27 protein-coding genes and 1 pseudogene are annotated in these 25563 nt (G+C 70.6%); 13 read left to right on the top strand and 15 right to left on the bottom strand.

What is annotated here, in order from left to right:
- The first annotated feature begins 217 nt into the window (after positions 1-217).
- From ACZ7OU_RS11385 to ACZ7OU_RS11360, 6 genes and pseudogenes are all read left to right on the top strand, one after another.
- Complete coding sequence (locus tag ACZ7OU_RS11385; RefSeq protein ID WP_284742952.1) at positions 218-487, top strand: helix-turn-helix transcriptional regulator; 270 nt, start codon at positions 218-220, stop codon at positions 485-487.
- A complete protein-coding gene (locus ACZ7OU_RS11380) occupies positions 484-1029 on the top strand; it encodes a hypothetical protein (RefSeq protein WP_470242052.1) in 546 nt (181 codons plus the stop codon). Before ACZ7OU_RS11385 ends, ACZ7OU_RS11380 begins: the two co-directional genes overlap by 4 nt.
- Positions 1026-1940 carry an ABC transporter ATP-binding protein gene (locus ACZ7OU_RS11375; protein WP_470254989.1) on the top strand — a complete coding sequence of 305 codons (915 nt, stop codon included), beginning with the start codon at positions 1026-1028 and terminating at the stop codon, positions 1938-1940. The genes ACZ7OU_RS11380 and ACZ7OU_RS11375 overlap by 4 nt, the downstream gene beginning before the upstream one ends.
- A complete protein-coding gene (locus tag ACZ7OU_RS11370) occupies positions 1937-3127 on the top strand; it encodes an ABC transporter permease (protein ID WP_470254988.1) in 1191 nt (396 codons plus the stop codon). The genes ACZ7OU_RS11375 and ACZ7OU_RS11370 overlap by 4 nt, the downstream gene beginning before the upstream one ends.
- A 17-nt stretch (positions 3128-3144) precedes the next feature.
- Positions 3145-3549: a hypothetical protein gene (locus tag ACZ7OU_RS11365; RefSeq protein ID WP_470254987.1), complete on the top strand. Its 405-nt coding sequence runs from the start codon at positions 3145-3147 to the stop codon at positions 3547-3549.
- Positions 3550-3694: 145 nt separating this feature from the next.
- Positions 3695-4038: pseudogene (locus ACZ7OU_RS11360) on the top strand (glycosyltransferase); the annotation flags it as partial.
- Here the strand turns inward: ACZ7OU_RS11360 and ACZ7OU_RS11355 are convergent.
- The 4 genes from ACZ7OU_RS11355 to ACZ7OU_RS11340 all read right to left on the bottom strand — a co-directional run bounded on the left by ACZ7OU_RS11355 (position 4028) and on the right by ACZ7OU_RS11340 (position 8517).
- Positions 4028-5374 carry a cryptochrome/photolyase family protein gene (locus tag ACZ7OU_RS11355; RefSeq protein ID WP_470254986.1) on the bottom strand — a complete coding sequence of 449 codons (1347 nt, stop codon included), beginning with the start codon at positions 5372-5374 and terminating at the stop codon, positions 4028-4030. The pseudogene ACZ7OU_RS11360 and the gene ACZ7OU_RS11355 overlap by 11 nt on opposite strands.
- A 63-nt stretch (positions 5375-5437) precedes the next feature.
- A complete protein-coding gene (locus ACZ7OU_RS11350; protein WP_470242056.1) occupies positions 5438-6754 on the bottom strand; it encodes a citrate synthase in 1317 nt (438 codons plus the stop codon).
- Positions 6755-6952: 198 nt separating this feature from the next.
- On the bottom strand, positions 6953-7894 hold the full coding sequence (locus tag ACZ7OU_RS11345) for a carbohydrate kinase family protein (protein ID WP_470254985.1): 942 nt from the start codon (positions 7892-7894) through the stop codon (positions 6953-6955).
- A 41-nt stretch (positions 7895-7935) separates the two neighbouring features.
- Positions 7936-8517: a TetR/AcrR family transcriptional regulator gene (locus ACZ7OU_RS11340; protein WP_470242058.1), complete on the bottom strand. Its 582-nt coding sequence runs from the start codon at positions 8515-8517 to the stop codon at positions 7936-7938.
- Positions 8518-8618: 101 nt separating this feature from the next.
- On the opposite strand from ACZ7OU_RS11340, the gene ACZ7OU_RS11335 reads away from it, so the two are divergent.
- Together ACZ7OU_RS11335 and ACZ7OU_RS11330 are read left to right on the top strand one after the other, a co-directional pair.
- Entirely contained in the window at positions 8619-9755 is a 1137-nt protein-coding gene (locus ACZ7OU_RS11335) for an acyl-CoA dehydrogenase family protein (protein ID WP_470254984.1), read from the top strand.
- Positions 9756-9805: 50 nt separating this feature from the next.
- A complete protein-coding gene (locus ACZ7OU_RS11330) occupies positions 9806-10342 on the top strand; it encodes a Uma2 family endonuclease (protein WP_470254983.1) in 537 nt (178 codons plus the stop codon).
- 48 nt (positions 10343-10390) lie between these two features.
- Here the strand turns inward: ACZ7OU_RS11330 and ACZ7OU_RS11325 are convergent, their stop codons facing one another.
- From ACZ7OU_RS11325 to ACZ7OU_RS11315, 3 genes are read right to left on the bottom strand one after another with little or no spacing between them, the layout of a single operon-like run.
- Complete coding sequence (locus tag ACZ7OU_RS11325; protein ID WP_470254982.1) at positions 10391-11608, bottom strand: amidohydrolase; 1218 nt, start codon at positions 11606-11608, stop codon at positions 10391-10393.
- Between the two features lie 11 nt (positions 11609-11619).
- Positions 11620-12120, bottom strand: a complete 501-nt coding sequence (locus ACZ7OU_RS11320) for a GNAT family N-acetyltransferase (RefSeq protein ID WP_470254981.1) — start codon at positions 12118-12120, stop codon at positions 11620-11622.
- On the bottom strand, positions 12087-12992 hold the full coding sequence (locus ACZ7OU_RS11315) for an aldose 1-epimerase family protein (RefSeq protein ID WP_470254980.1): 906 nt from the start codon (positions 12990-12992) through the stop codon (positions 12087-12089). The genes ACZ7OU_RS11320 and ACZ7OU_RS11315 overlap by 34 nt, the downstream gene beginning before the upstream one ends.
- A 66-nt stretch (positions 12993-13058) precedes the next feature.
- On the opposite strand from ACZ7OU_RS11315, the gene ACZ7OU_RS11310 reads away from it, so the two are divergent.
- The 4 genes from ACZ7OU_RS11310 to ACZ7OU_RS11295 are packed head-to-tail and all read left to right on the top strand — an operon-like array spanning position 13059 to position 16355.
- Positions 13059-13637 carry a TetR/AcrR family transcriptional regulator gene (locus ACZ7OU_RS11310; RefSeq protein WP_470254979.1) on the top strand — a complete coding sequence of 193 codons (579 nt, stop codon included), beginning with the start codon at positions 13059-13061 and terminating at the stop codon, positions 13635-13637.
- Positions 13637-14470: an MBL fold metallo-hydrolase gene (locus tag ACZ7OU_RS11305; protein ID WP_470254978.1), complete on the top strand. Its 834-nt coding sequence runs from the start codon at positions 13637-13639 to the stop codon at positions 14468-14470. The genes ACZ7OU_RS11310 and ACZ7OU_RS11305 overlap by 1 nt, the downstream gene beginning before the upstream one ends.
- On the top strand, positions 14467-15291 hold the full coding sequence (locus ACZ7OU_RS11300; protein ID WP_470254977.1) for an MBL fold metallo-hydrolase: 825 nt from the start codon (positions 14467-14469) through the stop codon (positions 15289-15291). Before ACZ7OU_RS11305 ends, ACZ7OU_RS11300 begins: the two co-directional genes overlap by 4 nt.
- Before the next feature lie 53 nt (positions 15292-15344).
- Entirely contained in the window at positions 15345-16355 is a 1011-nt protein-coding gene (locus tag ACZ7OU_RS11295; RefSeq protein WP_470254976.1) for a hypothetical protein, read from the top strand.
- Here ACZ7OU_RS11295 and ACZ7OU_RS11290 read toward each other — a convergent pair whose 3' ends face one another.
- The 3 genes from ACZ7OU_RS11290 to pdxH form a co-directional block, all read right to left on the bottom strand.
- A complete protein-coding gene (locus tag ACZ7OU_RS11290) occupies positions 16356-16916 on the bottom strand; it encodes a DUF3558 family protein (protein WP_470242068.1) in 561 nt (186 codons plus the stop codon).
- A gap of 24 nt (positions 16917-16940) precedes the next feature.
- Entirely contained in the window at positions 16941-18209 is a 1269-nt protein-coding gene (locus ACZ7OU_RS11285) for an MFS transporter (protein ID WP_470254975.1), read from the bottom strand.
- A gap of 122 nt (positions 18210-18331) precedes the next feature.
- A complete protein-coding gene (gene pdxH, locus ACZ7OU_RS11280; protein WP_470242069.1) occupies positions 18332-19009 on the bottom strand; it encodes a pyridoxamine 5'-phosphate oxidase in 678 nt (225 codons plus the stop codon).
- Positions 19010-19227: 218 nt separating this feature from the next.
- Between pdxH and ACZ7OU_RS11275 the strand changes: the two genes are divergently transcribed.
- On the top strand, positions 19228-20901 hold the full coding sequence (locus ACZ7OU_RS11275; RefSeq protein ID WP_470254974.1) for a purine-cytosine permease family protein: 1674 nt from the start codon (positions 19228-19230) through the stop codon (positions 20899-20901).
- Between the two features lie 46 nt (positions 20902-20947).
- Here the strand turns inward: ACZ7OU_RS11275 and ACZ7OU_RS11270 are convergent, their stop codons facing one another.
- From ACZ7OU_RS11270 to ACZ7OU_RS11250, 5 genes are all read right to left on the bottom strand, one after another.
- On the bottom strand, positions 20948-21658 hold the full coding sequence (locus ACZ7OU_RS11270) for a TetR/AcrR family transcriptional regulator (RefSeq protein ID WP_470242071.1): 711 nt from the start codon (positions 21656-21658) through the stop codon (positions 20948-20950).
- Between the two features lie 137 nt (positions 21659-21795).
- Positions 21796-22500 (bottom strand): urease accessory protein UreD, encoded by a 705-nt coding sequence (locus ACZ7OU_RS11265; RefSeq protein ID WP_470254973.1) that lies wholly within the window; start codon positions 22498-22500, stop codon positions 21796-21798.
- The gene (gene ureG, locus ACZ7OU_RS11260) at positions 22497-23186 is read right to left on the bottom strand and encodes an urease accessory protein UreG (protein ID WP_470254972.1); all 690 of its coding nucleotides are present in this window, start codon (positions 23184-23186) and stop codon (positions 22497-22499) included. Before ureG ends, ACZ7OU_RS11265 begins: the two co-directional genes overlap by 4 nt.
- Complete coding sequence (locus ACZ7OU_RS11255; RefSeq protein ID WP_470254971.1) at positions 23176-23847, bottom strand: urease accessory protein UreF; 672 nt, start codon at positions 23845-23847, stop codon at positions 23176-23178. The genes ureG and ACZ7OU_RS11255 overlap by 11 nt, the downstream gene beginning before the upstream one ends.
- Positions 23847-25562 (bottom strand): urease subunit alpha, encoded by a 1716-nt coding sequence (locus tag ACZ7OU_RS11250; protein WP_470242075.1) that lies wholly within the window; start codon positions 25560-25562, stop codon positions 23847-23849. Before ACZ7OU_RS11250 ends, ACZ7OU_RS11255 begins: the two co-directional genes overlap by 1 nt.
- Position 25563 lies beyond the last annotated feature (1 nt).

Below are 25563 nucleotides of genomic sequence, written 5' to 3'. Positions count from 1 at the left end.
GACTTTGCCACAGCCCCCGCCGACACAGCCCCCGCCGGACACAGCCCCGCCCTTCCCTGGGGGGCGTGCCCACGTCCAGTCTACCGCCACCCACCGACAGCAAGATCGTCTTTCACGCCGCGACCCGACTCTGTCCACATCACGCCGACCCTGTGCACAACCAGACTTGATGTGCACTTAACTTGACGACCCGTTGGGTTTTTGCAACAGTACGTTCATGAGTCCGGTCAGACGCGGCAAAGAGCTGCCGATCTACAACCGGCTTCCCGTGCTCCGAGCCGAGCGCGGGTTGAGCAGGGCCGCGCTCGCGAATGCCGTCGAGGTCAATCCTCAAACCATCGGTGCTCTCGAGCGGGGCGATCACTATCCGAGCCTGGACCTGGCCTTCCGGATCTGCGCGGTCTTCGACCTGCCGGTCGAAGCGGTGTTCAGCCGCGCGCCGTTCACGCCACTGTCCACTCAGGTCTACCGCGAGGGGGGAGCATGACCGAGCAACCGGGCCGGCTCGCGGCCTACTGGGAACGTCAGCTGGACAAGATGGACGAGCGCGAACTGCGGCACTCCCGGCGGCTGCCGGGCTGGCGCACCCGGCGGCGCCGCCGGACCCTCACCGCCGTGCTGGCGCTCGGCGATCTCGGGCTGGTCGCCGGCGCCTCGATCTTCACCACCGGCAGCGACTGGCTCTTCGGTGCGCTCTGGCTGTCCAGCGCCCTGGTCGGCGGCACCGCGTTCCTGCTGCTGCGGATCCTCACCGGCCGGATGAGCGGCGGCTTCTCGCGGCTGCTGGACGAACGCGAGCGCGAGTGGCGCCACCGCGTCACCTACATCGGCTTCCAGGTCCTCAGCTACCTGATGATCGCCGCGATGGTCTACACGCTCGTCGTCGCCCGCACCGAAGACGGGGCCTTCCGCGGCGTCATGATGATCTCCGCGCTGCTGGTCACCGGGACGACCGTCCCGGCGCTGCTGCTCGGCTGGTCGCTGCCGGACGACGACCCCGAGGATTTCGAAGAAGGGATGGGGGCATGACCGAGGGGACGCTGGAGATCGACGGGATCTCCAAGCGCTACGGCACGAAGGTCGCGCTCGACGGCGTCACCTTCGACGTCCGCGGCGGCGAGCTCTTCGGGTTCGTCGGCAGCAACGGCGCCGGCAAGACCACGACCATGCGGATCGTGCTCGGGGTGCTGGCCGCCGACAGCGGTGAAGTGCGCTTCAAGAACGAAAAGATCACGCACGAAGCGCGCACCCACATCGGCTACATGCCCGAGGAACGCGGGCTCTACCCGAAGATGAAGGTCCTCGAGCAGCTGATCTACCTCGCCGAGCTGCACGGCCTCAGCGCGAACGAGGCCCACCGCAACGCGGAGAACTGGATCGGCAGGCTCGGCCTGACCGAGCGCCGCAAGGACGAGGTGCAGAAGCTGAGCCTCGGCAACCAGCAGCGCGTCCAGCTGGCCGCCGCGCTGGTGCACGACCCGGCCGTGCTGGTGCTCGACGAGCCGTTCTCCGGCCTCGACCCGCTGGCCGTCGACGTCATGAGCGGCGTGCTGCGCGAGAAGGCCGCGGCCGGCGTGCCGGTCGTGTTCTCCAGCCACCAGCTCGACCTCGTCGAGCGGCTGTGCGACCGCGTCGGGATCATCCGCGGCGGCCGGATGGTCGCCGTCGGCACCGTCGGCGAGCTGACCGCCGGCGCGAGCAGCAAGCTCGTCGTCACCGCCCCGGGCGCGCCCGGCGGCTGGGCCGCGGGCCTGCCCGGCGTGCGCGTACTGGAAAATCACGGCGCAACCACCGTGCTCGACCTCGAACCGAGCGCGGACGACCAGGCCGTGCTCGCCGCGGCGCTGGCCACCGGGCCGGTCACGGAGTTCAGCCGCCGTCGCCGGTCGCTGACCGACCTGTTCCGCGACGCCGTCTCGGACAAGGGGGAACCGCGATGAAGACGCTGAGCGGCCGGCGCGCCGTCTGGCTCGTCATGAAGCGCGAGCTGAACACGCGGCTGCGCACACGTTCGTTCGTCATCGGCACCGTCGTGATGCTGGTGCTGCTGCTGGGTTACGTCGGCTTCCAGACGTCGCTGGCGGGGTCGGCGGACAAGAGCACCGTCGGGCTCACCGGCCAGGCGACCGGGATCGCGCGGCAGCTGCAGGTCGAAGCCGCGCAGTCCGGCCGGCAGATCTCGACCGTCACCATCACCGACCCGGCCGACGGCCGCGAGAAGGTCGAAGACGGCGACCTCGACGCGCTCGTCTCGGGCAGCGCGGCGAAGCTGACCGCCACCTACAAGTCCTCTTTGGACGATCAGCTGCGGAAGGTGCTCGACCAGGTCGCGCAGCAGCAGGTCCTCGACGGCGTGCTGTCGTCCGCGCAGCTCGAGCCGGCCGACGTGATGGCCCAGGTCGACGGCACCCACGTGCAGGACGACCCGATCTCGCCGGAGCCCGCGGACCAGACGCAACGGCTCGTCGTCGGGCTGATCGTCGCGTTCCTGCTCTACATCAGCATCATCACCTACGGGATGATGGTCGCCCAGGGCGTCGTCGAGGAGAAGTCGAGCCGGGTCGTGGAGATCCTGCTCGCCAGCGTGCGGCCGTGGCAGCTGTTGCTGGGCAAGGTGATCGGGCTCGGCCTGGTCGGGTTGACGCAGCTGGTGATCCTGGCCGCGGCCGGGCTGGTCGCGGCGTCGGTGACCGGGGTGTTCACGCTGTCCGGCTTCGCCACTGGCGCGATGCTGTGGGGCCTGCTCTGGTACCTGCTCGGATTCCTGTTGTACGCCACGATCTACGGCGCGCTGGGCTCGCTGGTGTCGCGGCAGGAGGACACGCAGTCGGTGGTCGGGCCGCTCAACATCGTGCTGATCGTCGGGTTCGTCACCGGGTTCAACCTGCTGCTGCAGGACCCCGACGGCACGGGGACGAAGGTCATCTCGCTGATCCCGTTGTTCTCGCCGATCCTGATGCCGGCCCGGATCGCGACCGGCGCGGCGACGGGCTGGGAGATCGCGCTGTCGCTCGGGCTGACGGCCGCGCTGGTCGCACTGCTCACCTGGCTGGGCGGCAAGATCTACGGCAACAGCGTGCTGCGCATCGGCAGCCGCATCAAGCTGTCGGAAGCCCTCCGGGGCTGAACTGGGGAGCCGGCCGAGTGCGTGTTCTGTTGTCCGGGTACGACTCGCGTGGGGGCGTCGAGCCGCTGGTGGCGCTCGCGATGAAGGTGCGGGAGCACGGCGTCGAGGTACGGGTGTGCGCGCCGCCCGACGAGGAGTTCGCGCGGCGGCTGGCGGGCGCCGGCGTGGAGGTGGTGCCGGTCGGCCAGGCCGTGCGGCCGTTGGTGACCGGGGCGAAGCCGCCCACCGCGAAGGGCATTCCCGAGCGCGCGGCCGAGCTGATCGCCGCGCAGTTCGCCGCGGGTGCCGAAGGGTGCGACGCGGTCGTGGCGACGGTCCTGGTACCCGCCGTGGCCGGCGCGCGGTCGGTGGCCGAGCTGCGGGGCTGTACGCGACGTTCCAGCAGCTCACCCTGCCGACGCCGCGCCACCCGCCGCGGCTGACGCACGCGGGCCTGTCGCTCCCGCCGGAGACGGGCAACCGGGCGTTGTGGGACCTGGAAGCGCGGAACATCGACGGCCTGTTCAAGTCCGCGCTCGACACCAGCGGGCGGCGCACGGCCTGCCGCCGGTGGGCCGCGTCCTCGGCGACCGCCCGCTGCCCGCCGAGCTGGAAGCGTTCCTGAACGCGGGCGAACCACCGGTATACGCGGGTTTCGGCAGCATGCCGATGCGTGCTTCGCAGCACGCCACGCGCGTCGCCCTCGAGGTGATCCGGGCGCGGGGCCGTCGGCCAAGGCCGGGCGGACCTGGGCCGGCCGGGTCGCCGAGCTGGGCATCGGCGCGGCGCACGACGGCCCGGTGCCGACCGTCGAATCCCTGTCCGCCGCGCTCGAGACGGCGCTGGAAGCCACCGCGCGGGCGAAAGCCGTCGCCGCCTCGATCCGCACCGACGGCGCGAAGCTGGTCCTCGACGAGATCGCTACGAAGTGATCTTTCCGTACCGCTCCAAGGACACCTGGCGTTCGTGGGCGTGGTCGACCATGGGCTCCGGGTACTCCTTCGGACGCTCCTTCAGCTTGTGCACGGCCTTGCCCTCGACCGGCCGCAGCTCCGGCACGTACTTGCGGACGTAGTCGCCGTTCGGGTCGAACTTCTCGCCCTGCGTCGTCGGGTTGAAGATCCGGAAGTACGGCGCCGCGTCCGTGCCGGAGCCGGCGACCCACTGCCAGTTCAGCTGGTTCGACGCGAGGTCGCCGTCCACGAGGTGCTTCATGAAGTGCCGCGCGCCGACCCACCACGGCAGGTGCAGGTCCTTCACCAGGAAGCTCGCGACGACCATCCGCACGCGGTTGTGGATCCAGCCCTCGGCCAGCAGCTGCCGCATCCCAGCGTCGACGATCGGGTAGCCCGTCTTGCCCGCGCACCACCGCTCGAAGGCCTCGCGGTCGTCGTCGTGCTTCATGCCGTCGAACCGCTTGTCGTAGTTCTTGCGCGCGGTCTCCGGACGGTGCCACAGGACGTCGGCGTGGAACTCGCGCCAGCAGAACTCGCTGCGCAGCGACTTCGCGCCGACGCGGTCGTCACCCGCCAGGTCGGCCAGCAGCGTCCGCGGGTGGACGCAACCCCAGCGCAGGTACGGCGAAAGCCGTGTCGTGCCTTCGCGGTCCGGGCGGTCACGATCGGAATCGTAGGTCTCGATGCCGTCGTCGAGGAACGCGTGCCAGGCGTCCAGCGCGGCCTGCTCACCCGGCTCCGGCAGCGTCGCGGAAACCTTGGGCGGCTTCGGGATCTTCAGTGAGCGCGGCGGTTCGACCCAGTCCACAAGGGACGGTCCGGTGTCGGCGGGAGAGTGCCAGCCGTGTGCGGTCCAGGCCCGGAAGAACGGCGTGAAGACGCGGTACGGGTCGCCGTCCGGCTTGGTGACGCGGCCGGGTGTTACGGCGTACGACGAGCCCGTCTCGACCCAGTCGATGTTGTTGTCCGCCAACGCCTTCGCGACTTCGGCGTCCCGGCGCCGGCCGTACGGCCCGGTGTCCGCGCTGACGTGCACGGCCGCGGCGCCGATCTTCTTCGCGGCCTTCACGACCTCGGCCGCCGGTTCGCCGCGCACCAGCATCAGCCGGCCGCCGAGCTGCTCGTTCAGCTTCTCGAGGCACCCGTAGAGGAACGCCTCGCGCGGCGCCCCGCCCGGCTTCAGCAGCGCCTCGTCGAGGACGTACAGCGCGAGGACGTGCTTGCTGTGCTTCGAGGCTTCCAGCAGGGCGGCGTGGTCGCCCAGCCGCAGGTCGCGGCGGAACCACAGGACGACGGGTGCTTCTTTGGTCACGCGGCCCAACGATAAGCGCCCCGCCGTGCGGGTGCACGACGGGGCGGTTACCAGGGTGAGCCTTTAGCGCTCCGACATCGGGGTGTAGTCCCGCGACGCGTGGCCGGTGTAGATCTGCCGCGGGCGGCCGATCTTGGTGGCCGGGTCGTTGATCATCTCGCGCCAGTGCGCGATCCAGCCCGGCAGGCGGCCGAGCGCGAACAGCACCGTGAAGAACTTCGTCGGGAAGCCCAGCGCCCGGTAGATCAGGCCGGTGTAGAAGTCCACGTTCGGGTACAGCTTGCGCGAAACGAAGTAGTCGTCGGAAAGCGCGGTCTCTTCGAGCTTCTTGGCGATGTCGAGCAGCTGGTCGCCACCCTTCAGCTTGCCGAGGATCTCGTCCGCGGTGTTCTTGATGATCTTCGCGCGCGGGTCGTAGTTCTTGTAGACCCGGTGCCCGAAGCCCATCAGCTTCACGCCCTTTTCCTTGTTCTTCACCCGCTCGACGAACTTGGCGACGTCGCCGCCGTCGTTCTTGATGCCCTCGAGCATGTCGAGCACCGCGGCGTTCGCGCCGCCGTGCAGCGGGCCGAACAGCGCGTTGATGCCGGCCGAGATCGAGGCGAACAGGTTCGCCTCGGACGAGCCGACCAGGCGCACGGTCGAGGTCGAGCAGTTCTGCTCGTGGTCGGCGTGCAGGATGAACAGCAGGTCGAGCGCCTTCGCGACGTCCGGGTCGACCTCGTACGGCTCGGCCGGGAAGCCGAACGTCATCCGCAGGAAGTTCTCGACCAGGCCGAGCGAGTTGTCCGGGTACAGCAGCGGCTGGCCGACGGACTTCTTGTACGCGTACGCCGCCAGGGTCGGGACCTTGGCGAGCAGGCGGATGGTCGACAGCTCGACGTTCGGCTCGTCGAACGGGTCGAGCGAGTCCTGGTAGAAGGTCGACAGCGCCGACACCGCGCTGGACAGGACCGGCATCGGGTGCGCGTCACGCGGGAAGCCGCTGAAGAACGCCTTCAGGTCTTCGTGCAGCAGCGTGTGCCGCTGGATCTTCTCGGTGAAGTCGGCCAGCTGGGCCTGGGTCGGCAGCTCGCCGTAGATCAGCAGGTAGGAGACCTCGACGAAGGTCGACTTCTCGGCCAGCTGCTCGATCGGGTAACCACGGTAGCGGAGGATCCCGGCGTCACCGTCGATGTAGGCGATGGCGGACGACGCGGCACCGGTGTTGACGAAACCCGGGTCGTAGGTGATGTACCCCGTCTGCGCCAGCAGCTTCCCCAGCTCGATCCCGGGCGCGCCCTCGACCGGGTGGACGATCTTGAACTCGTGCTCGCCACTCGGCAGGGTCAGCTTCGCGGTTTCGCCGCCGGACTGCCCCGCAGTCGTCGCGTCGGACATGCAAGTCCCTCTCACGTTTCGGCACGGGCCGGCGGCGCCTGCGGGTTCCACAGGTAGCCAAGTGTTCACGCGAGGAAACACTGGCGCCTCGCTGCACACCGCCCCGCTGGGGTATGAAGAATGCCCCTCTACGCTAGTCGAGAAACGTGCGTTCGCGCAGCGGTGGCGTTGCTCATGGGGCCCCCTTTGGGACCAGGTTCACACGCTGGACGCCATATCGGCGGATGTCGGCGGCTCCGCCCCGCTCCGCGAAACCGTGATGGAAGCCGCCTTCGCCGCGAATTCGAGCGCCTCGCGCCACGCCTCCGCGCCGAGAGAGGCCAGGTCGGTGACCTCGCGGGTGTGCAGCCAGGCCAGCAGCGCGCCCTGGACGGTGTCGCCGGCGCCGATGGTGTCGACCACGGTGACCTTCCGCGACGGCACGTGGGCCAGCTCACCTGCGGCGGTGATCACCGCGACGCCGTCGGCGCCCCGGGTGAGCACCACGGCGTCCACACCGGACTCGATCCACGTCTTCGCGGCGGCGACCGGGTCGGCGCCTTCGGTGAGCCACGCGGCGTCGTCGTCGGAGATCTTGAGCAGCCGGACGTCCGGCAGCCAGGACCGGAACCGGGCGCGGTAGGCGGCCGGGTCGGTGATGAGCGCTTCGCGGATGTTGGGGTCGAGGACGGTCAGGACGCCGCGGGCGGCCTCGCGCCGCAGCATCGCCTCGTACGCCGACGCGCCGGGCTCGAGGACCATCCCGAGGGTGCCGAGGGAGAGTGCGGTCACGGCGTCCGGCAGCGGCCCCGGGTCGGCGACGAGCCGGTCGGCCGTGCCCTCGACGTAGAACGTGTAGTGCGCGGCGCCCTTCGCGTCGAGCGCGACGACGGCGAGCGTCGTCGGCTCCTCGCCGCGCTGCAGCAGCGACGTGTCGACGTCCGAAGCGTGCAGGCGCTCGACCATCGCGGCACCGAAGCGGTCGGTGGACACGCGCGAGAGGAAGGCCGTCGGCACGCCGAGGCGGCCGGCCGCCAGCGCGACGTTGTACGGCCCGCCGCCGAGCCGCGGCAGCAGTGCGCGCAGCCCACCGTCCACAGTGGAATCCAAGGGGTCGCCGGGAACCAGGTCGACCAGAGCTTCTCCGCCTACGACGATCACGCCGGGAGTTTAGTGGAGTTCAGGCTGACAATTCCTGTCCGCTATTTGTTCAGCCCACCGAGGAGCAGTTCACCCAGGGCGGTGAACGCTTCGGCGTCCGAGACGTCGATCCGCTGCCCGAGCACGCCGGTCTGGATGCCCTCGATGATCAGCCCGGTCATCTCGGCCACGAGCCGGGCGTGGACGTCCCGGAAGACACCGTCGGCGACGCCCCGGTCGATGAACTGCCGCAGCCGCTGGGCGGCGAACCGGCTGTTGACCTGGTAGGCCTCGCGGGCCGGGGCGAACTCGGCGAGGTCGCGCATGAACGACGGCGACGCCCGGTTCAGGTGCTCGGCGACGCCGGCCAGGTACTCCCCGATGAGCTTGCGGGCGTCGTCGATCCCGCCGATCCGCTCCTCGATCCGCTCGCCGGCGCCCCGGAAGAAGTGCGTGACGACCTTGACGGCGAGCTGTTCCTTGCTCGGCGCGAGCGCGTAGAGCGTCGACTTCGAGCAGCGCAGACGGCCGGCGAGGTCGTCGAGGGTGAAGTCGGCGAACCCCTCCGCGAGGAAGAGCGCCTCGAGGTCACCGAGCAGGGCGCGCTGCCGCGCGGTCGGCCTGCGGCGGGGTTCGGGGGGCATCGGCTCACTATCTCCTACGTCTTCCGGCCACCCCAGGCCCGTCGTACTGTACTCTAAGCGGGCCCACAGTACTGTTTTCAGTACCGCTTTGGAGGACACCGATGCCCGCCGAACGCCTGCTGCCGGATTCGGACGCCGAGGACCTGGTCGCGCTGGCCAGGGAGATCGCCCGTGACGAGCTGGCGCCCCGAGCGGCGGCGGCCGAGGAAGCCGAGCAGTTCCCCCGTGAGCAGTTCCGCCTGCTCGGCAAATCGGGCCTGCTGGGCCTGCCGTACGCCGAGCGCTGGGGCGGCGGCGAGGTGTCGTACGAGGTCTACCTGCAGGTCCTGGAGGAGATCGCGACGGCGTGGATGACGGTCGGCGTCGGGCTGTCGGTGCACACGATGTCCTGCTACGCGCTGTCGGAGTACGGCACGGACGAGCAGCGCGGCGAGTGGCTGCCGGAGATGCTCGAAGGCTCGCTCTTGGGCGCGTACGCACTGTCGGAGACGCAGGCGGGCTCGGACGCGGCCGCTTTGTCGACACGCGCGCGTCTCGACGGCACGGACTACGTCGTCAACGGCACCAAGGCGTGGATCACGCACGCGGGGGTGGCGGACTTCTACACGACGATGGTCCGGACGGGCCCGGACGAGATCTCCTGCCTGCTGGTTCCTTCCGCGACCGACGGCCTGTCGGCGGCCCCGCGCGAACGCAAGATGGGCCTGACGGGCTCCCCCACGGCCCAGCTGATCTTCGACGGCGCCCGGGTGCCCGCGTCCCGGCTGCTGGGTTCGACCGGCGACGGGATGCGGATCGCGCTGTCGTCGTTGAGCTCGGGCCGGCTCGGCATCGCGGCGTGCGCGGTGGGCCTGGCGCAGGCGGCGCTGGACGAGGCGGTGGCGTACGCGAAGGGCCGGTCGCAGTTCGGCCGCTCGATCATCGACTTCCAGGGGGTCGAGTTCCTCCTGGCCGACATGGCGGCGACCGTGGAGTCTTCGCGGGCGACCTACCTGGAGGCGGCCCGGCGACGTGACCGCGGGCTGCCGTTCCAGCGGCAGGCGTCGATCGCGAAGCTGGTGGCGACGGACGGCGCGATGAAGGTGACGACCGACGCGGTGCAGGTGCTCGGCGGAGCCGGGTACACGCGGGACTTCCCGGTGGAGCGGTACATGCGGGAGGCGAAGGTGCCGCAGATCTTCGAGGGCACGAACCAGATCCAGCGGGTGGTCATCGCCCGGGAGCTGAAGAAGGCTTAGCCCCGATCGAGCGGGGACTGTCCCCCGCTCGCGACGGATACGGTGGGGCGATGCCCGGCCATCTGCTGACCATCGAGGAGTACGCGGCACTCGGGGAAACCGGCTCCGGCTTCACCGAGCTGACCGAGGGCCGCGTCGTGACCTGCCCCGGTTCCGGCCGCGCGCACGACATGGCGGTGTGCCTGCTGGCCGGGCAGGTCGAACGGCAGCTGCCGCGCGGGCTCGCGTTCGCCGTGGCCACCGACCTCGACCTGTGCCTGGTTCCCACGGGCGAACCCGGGTTCTCCCGACGGCCGGATCTGCTGGTCTTCGGCCGGGCGGCGCTCGCCAGGACCGGCGGCCTGCTGCGCGCCGACGAAGTGCTCGTCGTGGCCGAGATCGTGGCGCCGGGCTCGAAGCGCACCGACTACCGGGTCAAGCGCGACGAGTACGCCGACGCCGGCATTCCGCACTACTGGATCGTCGACATCAGCGAGCCGGTCTCGCTGACCGCGTACGCCGGCCACCAGGGCACCGCCGCCGTCACCGGCACCTTCATCGCCGACGTCCCGTTCCCGGTCGAGATCGACCTGAACGCGCTCGGCTGATCGGACAGCACGCCGGAACCGCCCGGTTACCGGCGTGCCGTCCGAAACTCAGCGGGACTCGCGGTAGCGGCGGTCCTTCGACACGCCCTCGCCGAGAGTCTCGTCGAAGTGGAACACCTCGTCGCCCCGGACGAACACGCGCAGGGCACGGTTCATCACATCGAGCGGATCACCGCTCCACAGCACGACGTCCGCGTCCAGGCCCGGCTTCAGCGAGCCGATCCGGTCGTCGAGCCCCAGCATCGACGCCGGGTTGATCGTGAGCGAGCGCAGCGCCGTCACCGGGTCGAGGCCGTCCTTGACCGACAGGGCCGCCTGGTAGACCAGGAAGTTGATCGGGATCACCGGGTGGTCCGTCGTGATCGCGATCTTCACCCCCGCCCGCGTCAGGATGCCGGCCGAACGCAGGGTCCGGTTGCGCACCTCCACCTTGGACTTCGTGGTGAACAGCGGCCCCAGGATGACCGGGATGTCGCGCTCGGCCAGCAGGTCCGCGATCAGGTGGCCCTCGGTGCCGTGGTTGACCACCAGCTTGTAGCCGAACTCGTCGGCCAGCCGGATCGCTGTCACGATGTCGTCCGCGCGGTGGACGTGCTGGTCCCAGTACAGCTCGCCGTCGAGGACCTTCGACAGCGTCTCCATCGTCAGGTCGACCTCGTGCGGCTTGCCCTCGGACTCCGCGTGCGCGCGCTTCGCCTGGTAGTTGCGGGTGTTCGTGAACGCCTCGCGCAGGATCGCGGCGACGCCCAGCCGGGTCGACGGCGTCTGTTTCTTCTCGCCGTACACGCGCTTCGGGTTCTCGCCGAGCGCGCTCTTCACGCTGACGTGCTCCGCGAAGACCATGTCGAGGATGCTGCGGCCCCAGGTCTTGACGCCGATCGTCTGGCCGCCGATGGGGTTGCCCGACCCGGGCTTGATGACGACGCTCGTGACGCCGCCGGACAGTGCGTCGTCGAAGCCGGAGTCGTACGGGTCGATGCCGTCGATGGCGCGGAAGCGGGCGCCGTTCGGGTCGGTCATCTCGTTGGTGTCGTTGCCGGCCCAGCCCTCGCCCTCCTCGTGCACGCCGAGGTGCGCGTGGGCGTCGATGAAGCCGGGCAGCACCCAGGTGCCCGCCGCGTCGACCAGTTCGGCGTCCTCCGGGATGTCGACATCGGCCTCGGCGCCGACCGCGACGATCTTGCCGTCGTCGATCAGGACCGTGCCGCCTTCGATGGGATCACCGTCGATGGGGACGACATGGCCCCCGACAATTGCCTTCGCCATAGTTCGCCACGCTAACGAACTGCGCCGGGCTCCTCCACACGGGCCTTCTCCAAGTGCACCAGCTCGTGGTTGTTCTCTGGCGTCCGGTGGGTCTCGCGGTAGCCGTGCTTCGCGTACAGACGCAGCGGCCCCACGCTCTTCGAGCCCGTGAACAAGCGGAACACGGTCACCGACGCCGGGGCCGCCGACTCCGCCGCGGTCAGCAACCCGCCGCCGAGGCCCGCTCCCTGGCGGTCGGGGGCCACGACCAGCCTGCCGATCATCCCCACGTTCCCCTCGACCGTGAGACGGACCGACGCCACCAACCGGTCGTTCTCCCGGATGCCCCAGGACAGACACGACGAAAGCGCCGCCCGCGTCTCGTCCAAGGTCTCCAGCAGCGGCGGCAAATCCCAGTCGTCGTGTGCGCGGGCTTCGGTGATGTACGCCGCTCGCTGCAGCGTCAGCACTTCGCCCGCGTCGGCGACTCCCAGCCGCTTCACCCGACTCGGATGCCCCAGCTGCCCGACCACGACGTCGCCGGCTCGAGCTCGATCAGGTCCGTGCCCGTGTTCAGCGCGTCCGCCGGGCAGGTCATCGGCTCGATCGCCACCGCGCGGCCGCGGCCGACCAGGTCGTCCGGGGTGAACACCTGCGCCCAGTGGAAGTCGGGGCCGGTCCAGACGACCAGCTGCTGCTCCCCGTGGGACAGCACGAAGTGGTGCTGACCATCCGAAGCCGCCGAGAGGCCCCCGAACGCCGTGTCCAGGTCGACGCCCGCCAGCACCCGGCCGGCGCGGAAGTCGTACTCCGTGCCCTCGACGTCCTGCTCCGGCGCGTACGGCATCTGCTCGTCGCCCCGGTACGGCCGGACGCGGCTCGCGGGCAGCGTGAGGGTCAGCTCGTCGGTCGGGACGTCGCCGATCCGGAAGTACGGGTGCGTCCCGACGCCGACGCCGATCGGCTGCTCGCCCTCGTTGCGGATCTCGTGGGTGATGGTCAGCTCGCGCGGCGCGACCTCGTAGGTGACGGTCGCGCGCAGCGGCACCGGCCAGCCCGGCCGCACCTCGACGTCGACGGCCATCGTGATCGACGACTCGGCGTGCTCCAGCAGCTCCCACTCGAGGTGGCGGGTCAGGCCGTGGATCGCGTTGCCGCGCGCCTCCTCGGTGATCTCGAGCTGCTGCTCTTCACCCTGGAACGTCCACTTGCCGCCCTTGGTCCGGTTCGGCCAGGGCAGCAGCACCTGCCCGGCACCCTTCGGCGGCTTCGCGTCTTCGGGGAACTCCTCGACGTACGGCACTCCGCCGACCTCGAACGCGCGCAGCCCCGCGCCGATCTCGGTGACGACGGCGCGCGCGTTGCCGCGGGTGATCTCGAACTGCTGACCGGTCGGGTTGCCCATGCGACGACCTTACCGAGACTCATACTCACTAGACCGGTCGTCATAGTTTGAGCTACAGTCGGCGCCATGGTCCGTCGCACCGACACGCGGCAGCGGATGCTCGACACCGCCGCCGACCTGTTCCACTCGCAGGGCTACCACGCCACCGGCCTCACCCAGCTGACCACGGCCGGGGGCGCGCCGAAGGGGTCGCTCTACTTCCACTTCCCCGGCGGCAAGGAGCAGCTCGCCGCCGAAGCCGTCCGGCTTTCGAGCGAGCGCACCGGCGCGATGCTCGAAGCGGTCCTGCGGGACGCGCCCGACGCGCCGACCGCGGTCGACTGGACCGTCGACGCGCTGGCGGCCTTCCTGACCGAGTCGGACTTCCAGCGCGGGTGTCCACTCGCGACGGTCGCGCTCGACGCGGCCGCGGAGAGCGAGCCGATCCGTGAAGCCTGCGCCGACGGCTATTCGTCGTGGCACGGGATCCTTCGTGACTACCTTGCGGGACAACAGCTTTCCGCGGAACGCGCGGACGAGCTGGCGACCATCGTGCTCGCCGCGATCGAAGGCGGGCTGCTGCTGGCCCGCACCCGCCGCGACCTCGCGCCGCTGCGCGCCGTCGCCACCCACCTGCACGCCACCCTCGAGAGGGAGTTCTCCTGATGCGCGTCCACCACCTGAACTGCGGCACCATGCGCCCGCTCGGCGGCGGCCTGATCGACGGCAGGCCGGGCCTGTTCCGGCGCGCCACCATGGTCTGCCACTGCCTGCTGCTCGAGACGGATACGGGTCTCGTGCTCGTCGAGACCGGCATGGGCACGCCGGCCGCCGTCGACCGGAACGCCTGGCTGGGCGCGGGTTTCGTCCGCCAGTCCAACCCGGTCGAAGATCCCGCGCAGACCGCGATCGCCCAGATCCGCGCGCTCGGCTTCGACCCGGCCGACGTCCGCGACATCGTGCTGACCCACCTCGACCTCGACCACGCGGGCGGGCTCATCGACTTCCCGTGGGCCCGCGTGCACGTCTACGCCGAAGAGCTGCGGGCGTTCCAGGAGCCGCGCGACGCCGCCGAACGCGGGCGTTACCGCTCGATCCAGTTCGCCCATGGTCCACAGTGGACGTCCTATGCGGACACCGGCGAACCGTGGTTCGGCTTCGACGCCGTCCGGCAGCTCGACGGCCTGCCGCCGGAGATCCTGCTCATCCCGCTCTCCGGCCACACACGCGGCCACGCCGGGGTCGCCGTCGACACGGGCGACGGCTGGCTGCTCAACGCCGGCGACTCGTACTTCTTCCACGGGCAGGTCGAGGCCACCCCGCACTGCCCGCCCGGCCTGAAGTGGTTCGAGGGCCACATGGAGACGGTGAAGGGCGCCCGGCTGGACAATCACGGCCGCCTGCGCCAGCTTGTTCAGGAGCACGGCGGTGAGGTGACCGTCTTCGCCGCGCACGACGAGACCGAGTTCCTCCGGCTGAGCTCCAGGAGCCTTGTATGAAGGTGCACCACCTGAACTGCGGATCGATGCGCCCGGCGGGCGGCAAGCTGCTCGACGGCGAGCCCGGCCTGCTCCGGCGGGCCGAGCTGGTCGCGCACTGCCTGCTGGTCGAGACCGGCGACAGCCTGGTGCTGGTCGACACCGGGTTCGGCAGCCAGGCCGTGGCCCGCCCCGGCGAGTGGCTGGGCCGGCCGTTCATGGCGATGGTCGGTGCCCGGCTCGAAACCGCCGAGACGGCCGTCGCGCAGATCAAGGCGCTGGGGCTCGACCCCGCCGACGTCCGGCACATCATCGCGACGCACCTCGACGTCGACCACGCGGGCGGGCTGGCCGACTTCCCGAACGCCGTCGTCCACGTCCGTTCCGAGGAGCACCGTGCGGCGACGTCGCCGTCGAACGCGGCCGAGAAGAACCGCTACCGCGCGGCGCAGTTCGCCCACCGCCCGCTGTGGAGCACCTACGACGAGCTGGGCGAGCCCTGGTTCGGCTTCGAGGCGGTCCGGGCGCTCAAGGGCCTGCCGGAAGAGATCCTGCTGGTCCCGCTCACCGGCCACACGCGCGGCCACACGGGCGTCGCGGTCGACACGGGCGACGGCTGGCTGCTGCACGCGGGCGACGCGTACTTCTTCCACGGGCAGCTGGATCCCGTCGCGCCGCACTGCCCGCCCGGCATGACGGCGTTCCAGAACCTCGTCCAGACCGAGCGCAAGGCCCGTCTGGAGAACCTGGCGCGGCTGCACGAGCTGGCCCGCGAGCACCCGGACGAGGTCACGGTGTTCTCGGCGCACAGCCCGGTCGAACTGGCCGCCCTGCGCCGCTGAGGGAACCGGATGATCTCCCGTCGCATCTGAGCCGCGACGAAGGAGGCTCAGCGGTGACGAAGAAGTGGTGGAGTGCGGCCTTGACCGGGGCGGTCGCGGTGCTGGTCACGGCGTGCGGGAGCGGCCCTCCCGCACCGGCCGCCGCCGCGGCGCCGGAAGCGCCGCCGCTCGACCTCTCCGGGGTCGTCCTGCTGCAGCATTCGACGCAGACCGGCCTCGACGACGTCGTCTTCGCCGATCCCGCCACCGGCGCGGCGAAGACGACCTTGTCGCTGCCCGGGTACGACAGCTCGCTGAACCGGTTCGACGGGCCGGCCACCAAGCTGGACCTCATCTCGCCCGACGGTCGGTACGCGACGCTCGAAACCGACGACGGCGTCGACGTGTTCAAGCTCAACGCCGACGACCGGCGGTACGAACGCACCGGCACCGTGCCGGAACCGGAGCGGTCGATGAGCGAGAAGCCCGCCAGGTTCCGGAACCCGCGGTTCGGGCCGGTCGGGTCGAAGCTGTACTTCGACGACGACAAGGCGGTGTACTCCGTCGACTACCGGCAGCTCGGGCGGCCGGTCGTGGAAGCCACGATCGTGCCGAACAGCAGCTCCGACCAGCACGTGGAGGACTGGGCGATCGGCCCGCGGGGCGAGGTGCTGACCTGGAAGGACGCCCGGCACGCCGGCGAGGGCCTGACGTACCTGACCGACTCGGCGGGCGCGATCGCCTACGCCTTCTACGAAGAACCCGGCGCCGTCTACCAGTTCGTCACGGCGCTCGACGCGACGACCGTGCTGATGTCCGCCGTCACCGGCTCGGACGAGCACGGCGTCCTGATGCGCCTGTCGCTCGCCGGCGGAACGCCGCGGCCGACCAAGCTCGTCGACCGGTCCGAGCCGATGATCGCCAAGACCGCGGCGGCCCCGGACAAGACCACCGTGCTGTTCCAGACCGACCAGGACGAGTGGTTCCAGTCGCCGGTCACGCCGGGCGCGATCGCGCAGCCCGCGCTCGGTCAGCTGAAGCCCACCGGGACGCTGTCGGAGCGGCGGCTCGTCGGCTGGGCGTGATCAGCTGGCGTCGAGAGCCTGCTTGACCAGCGGCGCGATCTGCTCCGGCGTCATCTTCGCCGGGCCGGTGTAGTTGACCAGCACGGGCGTGCCCGCGACCAGCTCCGCCGAGGCGAGGGTGGCCGTCTTCTGCTCGTCGACGTAGTAGACGGCGCCGTCCGGGAAGCCGGCGACGTCCTTCGCGCCCGGCTTGCCCTTCTTGATCGAGGCGACCATCTCGGCGGGCTTGCCCTGGCGGCCTTCGTAGCGGGTCACCGCGAGCGCGCCCGCGGCCTTGCCGTTCAGCTGGTACTCGCAGCTGCGGGCCTTGCCGCCGTTGGCCGTGGTGTCCTGGACCGGGCCGGCCACCGCCTGGAGGTTGTCCAGGAACAGCGCCTTCGACACGGCGGCCGCGGGCAGCAGCTTGCACGGGTCCAGCGCCGCCGCGGCGGCCGGGTTCGCGCTGGCGCTCGAGCTCGGCTTGGGCGCGGCCGACGACGACGGCGCCTTCGACGGTTCGTCGCCCGACGAGCAGGCGGTCAAAGCGGCAAAAGCGACCAAAACGACGGCGAGGGTACGCATGTCCGGCACCCTAGCCCGAACGGCCTACGCCGTCGGCGCCCGGTACCGCCAGAACGCCGGGAGCAGGAACATCGACGCGCAGACCGACACGATCACCAGCAGGCCGCCGACGCTCGCCGCGGCCGCGGTGCCGAACGCGGCGGCGCCCCAGCCGTGGACCAGGTCGGCGATCCGCGGGCCGCCGGCGACCACCACCGTGAACACGCCCTGGAGCCGGCCGCGCATCTCGTCGGTGGTCGCGACCTGCAGGATCGCCATCCGGTAGACGGCGCTGACCATGTCGGCGGCGCCGGCCAGCGCCATGAAGACGACGGCGAGCCACAGGGAGTGCGCGAGCCCGAACGCCGCCACCGCCGCACCCCAGGCGCAGATCGCCACGACGACCGCGACGCCCTGGCGGTGGATGCGCGTCAGCCAGCCGGAGAACAGCCCGATCAGCATGGCGCCCGCGGGCAGGGCGGCGTAGAGCCAGCCCAGCGCCGGGCCGCCGCCGGGTGGATCGCCGAACGTGCGTTCGGCCATTTCCGGGATCAGCGCGCGGGGCATTCCGAAGACCATCGCGATGATGTCGGCGACGAACGAGGCCAGCAGCACCTTCTTCGTCGCGAGGTACCGGAAGCCTTCGATGACGTCGCTGACGCCCGCGCGCCGCGACGGGCCGTTCAGCGGCGGGAGCGCCGGCAGCCGCCAGACGGCGAGCAGCGTGATCGTGAGGGCGACGACGTCGATCAGGTAGAGCGTCGAAAGGCCGAGGACCGGGATGAGCGCACCGGCGAGCAGCGGGCCGAAGACGGCGCCGAAGGTCGACATCGTCGAGCTCAGCGCGTTGGCCGCCGGCAGCAACTCGCCCGGTACGAGCCGCGCGACGACGGCACCGCGCGTGGGCATGTTGATCGCGAAGAGGGCTTGGTTGACGGCCAGCAGGGCGAGGACGAGCCACACCGAGCCGAAGTTCAGGAAGGCCTGCAGCCACAGCAGCGCGGAGGTGATCGCGACGAGGACGTTGGTGACGACGAGCAGCTTCCGCCGGTCGACGGCATCGGCGACGGCCCCGCCCCAGAGCCCGAAGATCAGCAGCGGCACGAGGGCGACGAGCCCGGTGAGGCCGACGTAGGCGGAGGACCCGGTGAGGTCGAAGACCTGCTTCGGCACGGCGACGGCGGTCAGCTGCGTACCGACGGCGGTGACCACAGTGGACAGCCAGAGCCGCCGGAAGGCCGGGATCTTCAGCGGCCGGGTATCGACGATGATGCGGCCGAGGAGCTTGCGAACACCACCCGGACGGGGTGGCAAGGTCTCAGGCTCAGAGGTCACAACGGACGAGTTTAGCTCGGCTAACTATCTCGGGTCGCGTGATTTCCGTCGCCTGCGAAGGTGGCCCCCTGCCGAGGCAAGGGGCCACCTTCGGAAAGCGGTTACGGCGCGACGCGCTCGATGTTCCAGCCGTCGTCGTTGCGGACGAACCGGAGCCGGTCGTGCATGCGGTCCTCGCGCCCCTGCCAGAACTCGACCAGGTCGGGCCGGATGCGCCAGCCGCCCCAGTGGGGCGGGGCCGGGATCTGCTCGACGTCGGCGAACCGGCGCTCGATCCCGCTCAGCGCGTTGTCCAGCGCCCGGCGTCCGTCGACCACCCGGGACTGCGGGGACGCCCACGCGCCGAGCTGCGAACCGCGGGGCCGCTGGGCCCAGTACTCCGCCGTCTCCTTGACGCCGACCTTCTCGACCTCGCCGCGGACGTGGACCTGGCGGTGCAGCGCGTACCAGGGGAACGTCACCGACGCGTAGCGCGTCGCGGTCAGGTCGTGGCTCTTCTCCGACGTGTAGTTCGTGTAGAACACCACGCCACGGTCGTCGAGGCCCTTGCACAGGACCGTGCGGGAGGACGGGCGGCCTTCGGCGTCCGCCGTCGCCAGCACCATCGCGTTCGGCTCGGCGATCCCGGCCGCGACGGCCTGGTTCAGCCACCCCTGCAACTGGTCGGTCCACGTGGCCGCCAGCGCGGACTCGTCGAACGCCGCACCGTCGTACGCGACCCGCATCCCGGGCAGGCGTACTACGGCGTCTTCCACCTGGTGCTCGATCCTCGGCGTCATCGCCAAACCTCCACGCCCGGTCGGGGCATCAGTCGACTTCGGCCCTAGGCACGTTAGGGCCTTCCGAGCTGCGGCGGAACCCACTGAACGGTGACACCCGACACGACCGTGACGTAACTGCTGGACAACAAGCCGTAACCCGCGCGTCACCCACCGGACCAGGATCGATACAGCACGGCTCTACCTTCGGCCCGTTCCCCACCACTCCGGAGGCAGGCATGACCGAGATCCTGTCCAACGCCGAAGAAACCGCTCCCCCGAAACGCCGGTACGCCCCGCTCGCGGCCAACGAAAACCGCGAGGACTACTCACTGCGCTTCGCCGCCCATTCGTTCCGGAAATGGTCACCTTTCGTGGTCGCGACGACGGCGCTGGGCGGCATCGCCTACCTCGCCGACTTCGCGATCGGCGCCAGCATCGTCCTCTCCTACGGCTTCACGTCCGGGATCCTCGCGATCCTCGCCGCCGCCGTCGTCATCTTCACGACCGGCGTGCCCATCGCGGCCGCCTGCGCGAAGTCCGGCGTGGACATGGACCTGCTGACCCGCGGCGCCGGCTTCGGCTACTTCGGGTCGACGCTGACGTCGCTCGTGTACGCGAGCTTCACCGTCATCTTCTTCTCGCTCGAAGGCTCGATCATGGGGCAGGCGTTCGAGCTGGCCCTCGGCATCCCGCTGCCGATCGGCTACCTGCTGGCGACGCTGATCGTGCTGCCCTTCGCGCTCTACGGCATGGGCGCGGTCGCGAAGATGCAGACCTGGACGCAGCCGCTGTGGATCGCCGGGCTGGTGCTGCCGTTCGTGGTCGTGCTGGTCCGCGAGCCGGGCAAGTTCGCCGAGTTCGCCCGTTTCGGAGGTACCGAGGGCGCCGGGTCCGGGTTCTCCGCGATCGGGTTCGGCCTCGGCATGGGCGTCGCGCTCTCGCTGATCGGCCAGATCGGCGAGCAGGCCGACTACCTGCGGTTCATGCCGGAGAAGACGGCGGAGAACAAGCGGTCGTGGTGGGCCGCGGTGCTCGCCGCCGGGCCCGGCTGGGTGATCCTCGGGGCGGCGAAGCAGATCGGGGGCGCGCTGCTGGCGTTCCTCGCGCTCGGCGTCGTCGGCAAGACGGCCGCGCTCGAGCCGATCGCGCCGTACCTCGAAGCGGTGAAGCCGGCGCTCGGCCCGGTGGCGCTGACGTTCGCCGCGCTGTTCGTCGTCGTCTCGCAGATCAAGATCAACACGACGAACGCCTACTCCGGCTCGCTGTCGTTCGCGAACTTCTTCTCCCGCGTGCTCCACAAGCACCCCGGCCGCGTCTGGTACGTGCTCGTGAACTGCGGGATCGCGCTCGCGCTGATGGAGTTCGGCGCATTCGGCTTCCTGAACAAGATCCTCGGCTTCTACTCGAACGTCGCGATCGCGTGGATCGGCGCGGTCTGCGCCGACCTGGTGATCGCGAAGCCGCTCGGGCTTTCGCCGCGCTACATCGAGTTCAAGCGGGCCTACCTGCACAAGATCAACCCGGTGGGGTTCGGCTCGATGGTCGTCGCGTCGGCGGTGTCGATCGCGGCCTACTTCGGCGCGTTCGGCCCGTTCCTCGCCGCGTTCAGCCCGCTGCTCGCGCTGGTCATCGCGATCGTCCTGGTGCCGACGCTCGCCGTGGCGACCCGCGGGAAGTACTACCTGGTCCGGCCGAACACGGTCGCCGGGCCGGACGTCGACGCCGACCTGCGGGCGACCCACACCTGCTCGGTCTGCGGCGACCCGTACGAGCTGCCGGACGTCGCCGACTGCGCGAAGCAGGACGGCCCGATCTGCTCGCTGTGCTGCACTCTCGACAGCACCTGCCACGACGTGTGCCGCACGACGGGCCCGGTTTCGCTGGGCTTGCCGACGCCCCGCCAGGCGTAATGTCCGTGACGGCCCGGTACCTGCGTCCGCCGCAGGTACCGGGCCGTCACGTTCGCCGGGTTCCCCCCTGTGCCCCCGCCCGGCTCGACTCTTCCACGTCGGAAGGGGCACTGCGGTTGCCTGGGATTTCCAAGATCTTTTCCGGCCGCATGATGGCCGCCAGCATCATCGCGCGGAACTCGGCGCCCACCTCTTCGACCGGCAGCGGCGGGTCGTGCGCCTGCCATTCGCGCAGCAGCCCGGTGCCCGCGCCGACCAGCGCGATCGCCGTCAGCCGGTAGTCCCGCACCGGCACGACACCGTGCTCGGCGGCGCGGCTCGCCTCGGCGGCGATGAAGTTCGCCCAGCGGTCGACCCACACCTGGTGCTGCGCCTCCAGCTCCGCGCTGACGCCGACGGCCTCGACGTAGGTCAGGCGCGGCATCCGGGGATCCGCGGTGACCGTGGCGATGAAGACGTCGAGCAGCGTCGAGATGCGGGTGAGCGCGTCGGCGTCGGCGACCTTGTCGAGCTCGGCGGAGACGTGCGCGAGCGCCAGGCTGTTGATCTGGTCGTGGAGGGTGCGGAGCACGTCCTCCTTGCCGGTGAACTCCTCGTAGAAGTTGCGCGTCGACACGCCGGCACGGGCGCACATGTCGGTGATCTTGGTGTGCCGGAAGCCCGTGGAGGTGAAGAGCTCGAGGCCGGCCGTGAGCAGACGCGCTCGACGGTCGGCGCGGCGCTGCTCGGGTGCGACGCCGCCGTACGTGCGAGCCACCGGTTCTCTCCTCCTTCTGAGGGATTGCCAGATCCTACCCGCATGGCTACTTTGTGAAAATTGTGATTACCAAAGGCTCTGGGGTGCGGTGATCCGCTCGCCGGAGAAGCCGCAGGGGGTCTTCTCCGGTGAGCGGATCAGCTTTCCACAAGCCCCTTCAACGCCGTGACCGCGTCGGGCGCCAGTGATGTCGTGAGCGTCCCGCCCGCGGCGAGAGGGGTGCGGGACCACCATTCGCCCGAGGCCGCCGGGAGGTCCGGGCCACCCACCACCAGGTCCGTCGCCAGGACCCGGCGGCTCGCGAGCACCGCCAAACTCGTGTCCAGCCCCGGATCTCCGACGGTCAACGTCTGCCGCAGCACCGGCACGGACCCCCGCGTGACCTGCGACGACGTCGTCAGCGAGCCCGGGCGCTCCCCGGCCCGGCCCAGCACCAGCACCTCCCGCGTGTGCAGGTGGGCGTCAGCGGCGAGGGAAGCCCGGAACACCGCCGAGTGCCGGGCTCGCGCCGTGATCACGGTCGGCTCCGGCAGGTACTCCAGCGAGCCACCCTCCTCGACGACCACGGAAACCGTCGACGTCGAGCCCTCGCCGTGCAGACCGGGCAGGGCAAGGGTCGCCGCCACTCCGGAAAGGCGCAGGGACGCGCCGGGGCCGACGTGGATCGAAAGCAGCAACTCGTCCCCGCCCAGCGGCGAGGTCGCCGAGTTGACCAAGTGCACCACCGCCGTCGAGCCGCGGGCCCGGCGGGGGAACAACGTCAACGGCGCCATCGACCGCAGCTCGCGCAGCACCGTGCGCGTGCCGTCGAAGCACGCCGTCAGCCGGGCGTGGGCCTTCACAGCAGGGAACGGACCCAGGTCGCGACATCGGGGGCGTCCGGAGTGTCCACAAGGGACTGCGTGATGACCGGCAGCTCGCCGCGCATCCGGTGCGCGTCCGACGTCATCACGGCCATGTCCGCGTTCACCAGGTGCGCGATGTCGATCTTGTTGATCACCAGCAGGTCCGCCGTCGTGACGCCGGGGCCGCCCTTGCGCGGCACCTTGTCGCCGCCCGCGACGTCGACCACGAAGATCTGGCTGTCGGCCAGCCCGCGGCTGAACACCGCCGTGAGGTTGTCGCCGCCGCTTTCGATGATCACCAGGTCCAGCCCCGGGAACTTCTCCTCCAGCCGCTCGACCGCGTCCAGGTTCGCGGTGATGTCGTCGCGGATCGCGGTGTGCGGGCACGCGCCCGTCTGCACCGCCTCGATCCGGGCCGGGTCCAGGACTCCCGCGCGACGCAGGAAGTCCGCGTCCTCGGTCGTGTAGATGTCGTTCGTGACGACCGCGAGGTTCACCTCGTCGCCGAGCGCGCGGCACAGGGCCGCGGTCAGCGCCGTCTTGCCCGAGCCGACCGGGCCGCCGATGCCGATCCGGTACGCGCGCCCCGCGGTGGGCGCCGCGTCGTAGTGGTCGGGTTCGGCGGCCGTCGGGTCGAAGTTGACCTCGTGGAAGTGACCGTGGCCGTGACCTTCAGCTGGCAAAGAGACGCACCTCTTCCTGGTGGTGCCGGGCGTGCGCCTCGGCGAACAGATCCAACGCGGGCGAGCCCGGCGACGGCAGCGACACCGGATCGTCCCCCGCCACGGCCGCCGCCTCCTCCGCCACCGAGCGGAGGTCGAGCCGCGCGACAACAGCGTTGACGGCAAAGGGATCCAGCCCCAGCAGCCGCACCACCGCGCTCGCCGGCCCGCTCACCGACAGGTAGGCGACGGCCATCGCGGCGTCGTACGGCGAGCCGCCCGCGATGCCGACCAAAGCGCCCAGCACGATCGGGTGGTGCGGACGCGGGGTTTCGCTCAGCAACGCCTCCAGCACGGGCGACGGCCAAGCGATCCGCCCGGCCCGTGCGGTGCCACGTCCCTGCGCCCGGGACGCCTCGCGCTGCGCGAGCGACGGAGTTCGCGCGTCGAGCTCACCGTCCAAAAGCGACCAGCTCCCGCCGGCGACGGCCGCGTGCGCCGAAGCAGCGGCGAAAACGGCGGCGAGGTAGCCCGCCGTGCGCAACCGTCCGGAAAGGAATCCCGGCAGATCACGCACGGACGTCACCAACCGCCGGGAGACGACCTCCTCCAGCCCGCCACTGTGGACGTGCCCGCCGCCGGGGAAGCGGGAGTCCGCGAGGATCAGCGCCGAAAGGTCCATCAGAACAGGAAGTAGCGTTGGGCCATCGGCAACTCCGTCACCGGCTGCGGCTCGATCAGCTCGCCGTCGACGTGCACCGCGAAGCTGTCCGGCTCGACGCGCACATCCGGCGTGGCGTCGTTGAGCACCATGTCCGCCTTGGTTCGCGCACGCGTGTTCGACACGGCGACCAGCGGCCGCGTGATGCCGAACGTCTCGCGCAGGCCACTGTCCAAAGCGGACGGCGCGACGAAGTGCAGGCTCAGCGCCGCACCGATGTTCGCGCCGAACATCGGCCGCGCCATGACCGGCTGCGGCGTCGGGATGGACGCGTTCGCGTCACCCATCGCCGCCCACGCCGGAAAGCCGCCCTTCAGGACTACGTGCGGCCGGACACCGAAGAACTTCGGCTCCCACAGCACCAGGTCGGCGAGCTTCCCGACCTCGACGGAGCCGATCTCGGTCTCCATCCCGTGCGCGATGGCCGGGTTGATCGTGTACTTGGCGACGTACCGACGCGCGCGCAGGTTGTCCGCCGCGCCGTCGCCGGGCAGCGCGCCGCGACGGCGTTTCATCACGTGCGCGGTCTGCCAGGTCCGGATGATCACCTCGCCGATCCGGCCCATCGCCTGCGAATCCGAGCTCATCATCGAGATGGCGCCCAGGTCGTGCAGCACGTCCTCGGCGGCGATCGTCGACGGCCGGATCCGGCTCTCGGCGAACGCGAGGTCCTCGGGCACCGACGGGTTGAGGTGGTGGCAGACCACCAGCATGTCGAGGTGCTCGTCGAGGGTGTTGGCCGTGTGCGGCCGGGTCGGGTTGGTCGACGACGGCAGGATGTTCGGCAGCGAGACGACCTCGATGATGTCCGGCGCGTGCCCGCCGCCGGCGCCTTCGGTGTGGTACGCGTTGATCGAGCGGCCGCCAATGGCGTCCACAGTGGACTCCAGGAAGCCCGCTTCGTTCAGCGTGTCCGTGTGGATCGCGACCTGGACGCCGGACTCGTCGGCGACCGTCAGGCACGCGTCGATGGCGGCCGGGGTCGTGCCCCAGTCCTCGTGCAGCTTGAAGCCACCGGCACCCGCCGCCAGCTGCTCGCGCAACGCCTCGTGCCGGACGGTGTTCCCCTTGCCCAGCAACAGGACGTTGACCGGATAACCGTCCATGGCGGACAGCATCCGGCCGAGGTTCCACGCGCCGGGCGTGACGGTCGTGGCCTTGGTGCCCTCGTTGGGCCCGGTGCCGCCACCGACCAAAGTGGTCAGTCCCGCGGCCAGCGCCGTGTCGACGAGCTGCGGGCAGATGAAGTGGACGTGGCAGTCGATGCCGCCGGCGGTGAGGATCTTGCCGTTGCCGGCCAGGACCTCCGTCGACGGCCCGATGACCAGGGCCGGGTCGACGCCGTCCATCGTGTCCGGGTTGCCGGCCTTGCCGATGCCGACGATCCGGCCGTCGCGCACGCCGACGTCGGCCTTGACGATGCCCCAGTGGTCGAGGATGACGGCGCCGGTGATGACCAGGTCGGGCGCGCCCTCGGCGCGGGTCGCCATCCCCTGGCCCATCGACTCGCGGATGACCTTGCCGCCGCCGAAGAGCACCTCGTCGCCCGAGCCGCCGGGGCCCATCGAACGGTCTTCGGTGACCTCGATCAGGAGGTCGGTGTCGGCGAGCCGGATCCGGTCGCCGGTGGTCGGGCCGAACAGCTCGGCGTAGCGCTCGCGGTCGATCTGCGGCATT

The organism is Amycolatopsis sp. NPDC114505, from assembly GCF_055633615.1.
Note: the sequence above shows the minus strand (reverse complement) of the source record. Positions and strands in the feature narration are given on the sequence as shown.